Origin of the sequence: Microcystis sp. M53598_WE2 (assembly GCF_030067735.1) — a bacterium.
GTDB lineage: Bacteria > Cyanobacteriota > Cyanobacteriia > Cyanobacteriales > Microcystaceae > Microcystis > Microcystis aeruginosa.
The window spans coordinates 1-6,462 of the sequence record NZ_JASJFE010000179.1; the positions used below are offsets into that span (position 1 = coordinate 1).

The 6,462-nt window shown below is 43.3% G+C and carries 5 protein-coding genes and 2 pseudogenes; 1 reads left to right on the forward strand and 6 read right to left on the reverse strand.

The annotated features are described in order from the left end of the window. Positions 1-132 precede the first annotated feature (132 nt). A pseudogene (locus PX636_RS03905) lies at positions 133-504 on the forward strand (IS1 family transposase); the annotation flags it as partial. Positions 505-873: 369 nt separating this feature from the next. Here PX636_RS03905 and PX636_RS03910 read toward each other — a convergent pair. The 6 genes and pseudogenes from PX636_RS03910 to PX636_RS03935 all read right to left on the reverse strand — a co-directional run. Beyond that, positions 874-1,749, reverse strand: a complete 876-nt coding sequence (locus PX636_RS03910; RefSeq protein ID WP_012264696.1) for a 3'(2'),5'-bisphosphate nucleotidase CysQ family protein — start codon at positions 1,747-1,749, stop codon at positions 874-876. A 92-nt stretch (positions 1,750-1,841) separates the two neighbouring features. After that, positions 1,842-2,684, reverse strand: a complete 843-nt coding sequence (locus PX636_RS03915; protein WP_002795569.1) for a ChaN family lipoprotein — start codon at positions 2,682-2,684, stop codon at positions 1,842-1,844. Between the two features lie 207 nt (positions 2,685-2,891). Beyond that, positions 2,892-4,091 (reverse strand): bifunctional rod-capping linker CpcD/ferredoxin--NADP reductase PetH, encoded by a 1,200-nt coding sequence (gene cpcD/petH, locus PX636_RS03920; RefSeq protein WP_002795570.1) that lies wholly within the window; start codon positions 4,089-4,091, stop codon positions 2,892-2,894. Between the two features lie 287 nt (positions 4,092-4,378). After that, positions 4,379-4,603, reverse strand: a complete 225-nt coding sequence (cpcD, locus tag PX636_RS03925; RefSeq protein ID WP_002795571.1) for a rod-capping linker protein CpcD — start codon at positions 4,601-4,603, stop codon at positions 4,379-4,381. Positions 4,604-4,911: 308 nt separating this feature from the next. Continuing rightward, positions 4,912-5,925, reverse strand: coding sequence for a dual-specificity RNA methyltransferase RlmN (gene rlmN / locus PX636_RS03930; RefSeq protein ID WP_012264695.1), 1,014 nt, complete (start codon positions 5,923-5,925; stop codon positions 4,912-4,914). Positions 5,926-6,225: 300 nt separating this feature from the next. Next, positions 6,226-6,462, reverse strand: a pseudogene (locus tag PX636_RS03935) (DUF4277 domain-containing protein); the annotation flags it as partial.

Consider the following 6,462-nt stretch of genomic DNA (forward strand, 5'->3'; position numbering starts at 1 on the left):
GGAGAAAATCCCTGGACTTTTTCCCTGAAAATTAGGTAATTTACCCCCTCAAAATGGGTAAAACCCCACACCCCACACCCCACACCCTACACCCTGCCCCTAGGAAAAACTTTTTCAGCAGACCCTATGCGCGGAGATAGGAGTCGTCAATCAGCCAAAAAACTTTGGGGCCAGTTTACCCGGTGTTTACCGACAATGCGCTGTTGCTTCCACAGACTTTTGGGAGTCCTATAAGACAGTAATTCCTAGTAAACGTCATCGGGCAGTAGGTAAAGAAACTGGTCAAACTAATCCTATTGAAAGATTAAATAATACCTTTCGACAAAGGATTTCTCGGCTGGTGAGAGAGAGTCTATCTTTCTCTAAAAAAATGGAGAATCACGTTGGGGAGCCCTTTGGTATTTTATCCATGACTACAATGCACAGCAAAGCAAAGGATTAAGCCGCCATCACTACTACCGAATCACCACCAGATGCGCTTGCCCTGGCTGGGCATCATTATGATCGCCATTGGTAAACTTCTGAGGTTCTTCGTTACCTGGTATGGTTCGATCGGGTGGCATAAATCGACTAAATCCTTATCTGGCAAGAGACTTAATTGATTAGTTCGTTATAGATCGAAAACAATTGAGAAATATCGCAGCAATCTCTTTCTCTATAAGGGTTTCATCTCTTATAATCCCGTCCCTTGCATAACACAAACCGAAGAACCACTTCTGATACTAAATCTGGTTATTAAAAACTGGTTATTTATTTTCCTTTTTGTCTTTTGCATGAGTGCCTTTTGCCTCTCCTGATATGTAGCTTATACTCAACGGATTTAGTATGATTGACGAATTTGCGTTATTTCAGCTTCTATTTTCCAGTCAGAAATTAGACAGTGGCATCAATTTGGGCGAGGATTGCCGTGGACAACTGACAAAGTTGTTGATGACAAGGACCATTACTAGCCATGATCCCCCCCCATTGCCGCACATCGCCGCGATTATAGCGCACGGGTTGACCGTCAAAATAGGAAAATTTGCCGCCGGCTTCCGTTAAAATCAACTCCGGAGCGGCAAAATCCCAGTCTTTAGCCGCCGATTTCCCCGATAGGGAGATATAAACATCGGATTTTTGTTCGAGGATCGTGGCAATTTTACAGCCCACACTAGCCACATAATTTTTACCGAAGAAGGGTATTTGACTTAATAAATTATCAAAACGTTGGTCGCGATGGGTACGACTAACCACCAGATAGAGCTCGGTAATTTTATCTTTATTGGCAACTTTTACCTGTGTAATATTTCCGTCGCTAGTTTCTAGAAAAGTACCTTTTCCTTTTTGGGCAAAATAGAGTTTTTCTTGATCCGGTAGGGCAACCACGGCGATGAGCGGTCTTCCCTGATAACATAAGGCGATATGTAGGGCATATTCTCCCGTTTTGTTGATAAAATCGCGGGTTCCGTCCAAAGGATCGATAATCCATACCCAATCTTTCGGGATAGCTTCATTGCCTTGATGGGTTTCCTCGCTCAGATAACCAAAGTCGATATCCGAGAAATTTGTTTGTAATTCCCCTAAAATATAGTTATTTGCCGCTAAATCCGCCGCCGTCACTGGTCCGCCTTTTTTCTTCTTGTTGACGGCTAAATCCTGTTCACCCCGGTAGTAGGATTGAAGAATTTTAGCACCACCCCAACCGACGGCACGAGTCACAGCTAAAATGCGATCGAGCGTTTCGTTATCTTGACAGGTTAAATTAATCATAAAATAGCCTCAGTTTTTCAGACCTATTATCTACTAAATTGAAAGACTGGCATCTTAGCTTACCATCCCTTGCTTCCTAACTCCTGACTGGCTTAATTTTGCCCTTGCCAAAAATAATCGGCGGGTTTTTTGGTTTCTGCTGGTGATGATTGAGGAGCGTCTCCCAAGAAAACCGAACGCTGGATGACGCGATCGCCTAATCTTCTTTGGACTCGACTGGGAATACCGTAACCGTAGGCAATATGACCTTTTCCTGCTAGGACGATGATCTGATAGTCGGGATGAGCTTGCCAGAATTTAGCGATCGCATCGGCCATGGTTTCATCCCAGAGGACCTGTGCCAGAAAAAAGCGATCGAATCCCTGACTTTTGCCCCCCGTGTGTTGCTGATAAACGGCTAGGATCTGTTGACGATACTCCTCGTTATCCTGGTTTATTTCGCTTTTAGGGGGAATGTAGGTCATTTCTGAGGTGGAGAGGCTTTCTAAGCCCTCCCGTGCCACTTTTCTAGTGATTTCCGTGGGTGTATTTAGGGCGATCGCTGGTAGTTTTTTTGCCTTGGCCAAGCGCAGGATCGGGGCGTAAAATTCCCAATCAAATCCCCAACGTTGGTCGTATTCACTTTTTTCTCTCAACTGATTTTCGCTAATTTTGCCGGCTAAATACTGATCCAAATAGATTTGGTAAGGACGTTGAAACATCTCGAAAGCGATCGCTATTTGGGGATTATTAGCCTGTAAATACTCGATAATAGCTAATTGGGCCTGATGATCGGCTTGGCTATCGTGCCTTTCCCCCAGATAAATAATCTCGGCTGTTTTTAAATCTGCCAGAATTTGTTTTTGGCTATTAGTAAAACTCCAGGCCCGGGGCAGCAAAATAAACAGTAAGCAGAGGGCAAGGAAAACAGGAAAAAAGCGTCGAGAGAATTTCATCTTTTTATACTAAATCCGTTGAGTATAGGCTACTTGTGAGGACAGGCAAAAGGTAAGAGGCACTCATGCAAAAGAGGGAATAGATAATCAGTTTTTAATAACTAGATTTAGTATTAAAAGCCTTTTAAGAAACTGATCTTAACCGAAGCCAAGACAAAAAGGGTGAGCAATGCCCACCCGCAAAAATTTTCAGAGAACGTTTTTGGTTTAGTAGGTTTCTACGTGCCAGCGATGTTCTTTTTTCAGTTGTTTCTGATAGACAGACCAATCAGCGCCATTTTTAGCAGCAGCACCACTGATAGCATCGTCGATACCATCTTCCATCCCTTTCAGTCCGCACATATAAGCGTGGGTTTTGGGACTTTGGAGTAGATTCCAGATTTCGTCAGCGTGTTCGGCTACCCGGTGTTGAATATACATTCTACCGCCCTGGGGATTTTGCTGTTCCCGGCTGATGGCATAGGTGAGACGGAAGTTATCGGGGAATTCCGCCGCTATTTTCTCTAATTCTTCTTGGTAGAGAATATTGGCCGTTTTGGGAACTCCGAAAATCAACCAAGCTAGACCTTTGAATTTATAATCTTCGTGTTGTTCCTTGAACATCCGCCAGAGGAAAGCTCGGAAGGGAGCGATTCCCGTCCCAGTGGCCATCATAATGATAGTGGCATCTTCATCACCCGGTAGCAGCATTTCCTTACCCACAGGGCCGGTAATAGCCACATCGGCACCCACCTCTACATTACAGAGATGGGTGGAACAAACTCCATAAACCGTTTCCTTGGTTTCTGGGTGTTGGTATTCTAACTGACGCACGCAGAGGGATACGGTTTTATCGTCTAATTTATCACCATGACGGGTGGAGGCGATCGAATAGAGTCTCAATTTATGAGGTTTGCCATTAGCATCGGTACCCGGGGGGATAATACCGATACTTTGGCCTTCTAAATAGCGTAAATCGCTCCCAGAAAGGTCAAAGGTGACGTGTTGTACGATGCCGATACCTCCCTCATCAACGAGAGCATAGTTCTCGATACATTTGCCGATAAAGGGTTGATTCGGACGGTAGATGTTGACGGGGATATCTGTTTTTTCTTTCGCTTGAGTCATGGCCTTTTTCTTGGTCTGTTCGGGGACGGGCGATGATTGAGCGATTGGCTGTGGTGTGGAGGCACTAGAAACAGTTGCTACGGGGGCAATCCCATTGAAGGGTTTGATGCTGACGATACGACCACCTAAACGGGTAATCCGACGCATTTCTTGATTCATGCGACTGTAGGGAACCGTGAAAAACACGCTTCCACTCTGACGGATTGAATAATCCAAGCTGTCAGTATTGTCGTTTTGATTGAGACCCGCCACTTCGTAAACAAATAAACGGTTTCCCGCTAGTGTACTCGGACTGTACATTAAATATAACTCCCAACTCAAGTCACGATAATCGTTCCATAGTTTAGCCTACCATCGGTACACTACACCTAGGCCTAATTGAGAGTTATCTTAAAAAAACCACAGACATCGCTTTTATCCTTTTGGATAGGATAGGTTAAGTCTCTGGTTAAAATCTGTTACATTTGCAGCATTTTACTTTTTATTAAGATTTATGCTACTTTTTCCCATTTATGCTAAAAATCCCCCTAGTTTGCCTGATCAGGACAAAAGCGGGGGACAGATATTACCGATAATTATTTTTTCAACTACTGGGCCGCAGCTGCGTTTAAGGGTTTAATGCTGACGATGCGAGCGCCTAAACGGGTAATCCGACGCATTTCTTGATTCATGCGGCTATAGGGAACAGTTAAAAAGACACTGCCACTCTTACGGATAGAATAATCTAGGTTATCAGTATTGTCATTTTGACTCAAACCGACGACTTCATAGACAAAAAGGCGATTTTCTTTGGCACTAGAGAGACTTTGCATCGAAATGGCTCCTACATTGATGTTATAGTTCTCTAGTTTAGCCTAGCGGGGAGACTAGCAATCTAGTTAGGGTTTGCGGCAAAAAGTTTCTCGTGGGGCCAGGGTGTGGGGTGTAGGGTGTAGGGTGTAGGGTTGTACCCATTTTCATCTGGTAAATTACCTAATTTTCAGGGAAAAAGTCCCGGAATTTTCCCCCCGATCCCTCCAATGGCTGGCACTTTTTGATTTTCCAAAAGTCTAAACGTCTTACCCAACAAGGTTTTTAGATGTATTCAGCCAACCCTAGTTAATTGCTGATTTACGGCCGTTCATTGTACCATGACGCTCGATCGCAATTGTCCACAGGCCGCATCGGTCGCTAAACCTCTGGAATAACGGACAGTAACGGCGACTTTTTCCTGTTCTAAAATAGTTTTAAAAGCCTTAATTCTCTTTTCATCAGGCCGTTGATAATCCACCTCTTGAATAGGATTATAGGGGATGAGATTGACGTGGGATTGAAAACCTTTCACCAGTTTGGCTAATTCCCTTGCGTGTTCGGGTAAATCATTTACTCCCGCTAAAAGAATGTATTCAAATGTCACTCTTCGTCCCGTGATTTGAACGTATTCCTGACAGTCTTGGATCAGATTACTTAGGAGATAATGGTCGGCACTGGGGATTAATTTAGCTCGAACTTGTTGATTAGAAGCATGGAGACTAACAGCAAAAGTTATTTGCAAATTATGTTCCGCTAGTTGCTTGATTTTATGGGGCAATCCCACGGTAGAAATCGTTAAACAACGCTGACCGATACCCACATCTTTATTAAGGCAATGAATCGCTGTCACCACTTCGGGGATATTTAATAAAGGTTCCCCCATCCCCATAAATACCACATGACTGACTCGCTGCTGAAAATCCTCCTGTACTGTTAACACTTGGTCAACGATTTCATGTGCTTTTAAATTACGAGTAAAACCCCCTTTTCCCGTGGCACAAAAATCACAGGCCATCGGGCAACCCACTTGCGAAGAAACACAGACTGTCAATCTTTTTTCACTAGGAATTCCCACCGCTTCGATAATTAAACCATCCGCCAGTTTTAGCAGATATTTACGAGTGCGATCGGGTGCTACACTGCGATAATGTATAAGGGAACGACCAATAGGATAATCCGCCATCTTGCTGCGCCATTCTTGGGGGAATACGGAAATATCCGCCAAAGAATGCACCCCTTTTTCATATAGCCATTGGTGTAATTGTTTACCCCGATAAGCGGGTTGTCCCTGGTCTTTTACCCAGTCGGTCAGTTCCTCTAAAGATTTCGCTAGTAAAGTCATAATTGTTATCGTTGATCGTCTTACCATTCTAACCGATCGATCATCCCTAGGAGCAAAACCGTAACAAAATTGTATTCATTAATTGACATTTTTTCCCTTTGCTCCTTCTCTAGTCTTTGTTAGTCAATTAAATACTTAAAACTATAACTTCAACTTAGCCTAAGGATTTCTACTGTTGGGTATTCCTTTTTATACTAAATCTGGTTATTAAAAACTGATTATTTATTCCCCCTTTTTCCTCTTGCCTATTGCATGAGTGCCTGTCCTGATATGTAGCCTATACTCAACGGATTTAGTATTATATTCTCCTTCCACTGAGAGGGAAGTAGCATCTAAATGGCAATTCTCGGTCGCCACCCCAAATTTTTTCACGGCCGCTCAACTAATCAGTAGGAAAATGACCGAAACATCAAGTTGATAAAGTTTGTCCATTACTCGACTAATTTTATCATCATTCAATTGTTTTGGTTCGATGCCATCTCCCAGCAGATGTTCGGTTGCTTTATCTTCAAAAAATTGAGGAAATAAATACAAGGA

Coding starts and splice junctions, on each gene's coding strand:
- PX636_RS03910 (WP_012264696.1), bottom strand. CDS start 1,749: ATGATTAATTTAACCTGTCAAGATAACGAAACGCTCGATCGCATTTTA.
- rlmN (WP_012264695.1), bottom strand. CDS start 5,925: ATGACTTTACTAGCGAAATCTTTAGAGGAACTGACCGACTGGGTAAAA.
- cpcD (WP_002795571.1), bottom strand. CDS start 4,603: ATGCAAAGTCTCTCTAGTGCCAAAGAAAATCGCCTTTTTGTCTATGAA.
- PX636_RS03915 (WP_002795569.1), bottom strand. CDS start 2,684: ATGAAATTCTCTCGACGCTTTTTTCCTGTTTTCCTTGCCCTCTGCTTA.
- cpcD/petH (WP_002795570.1), bottom strand. CDS start 4,091: ATGTACAGTCCGAGTACACTAGCGGGAAACCGTTTATTTGTTTACGAA.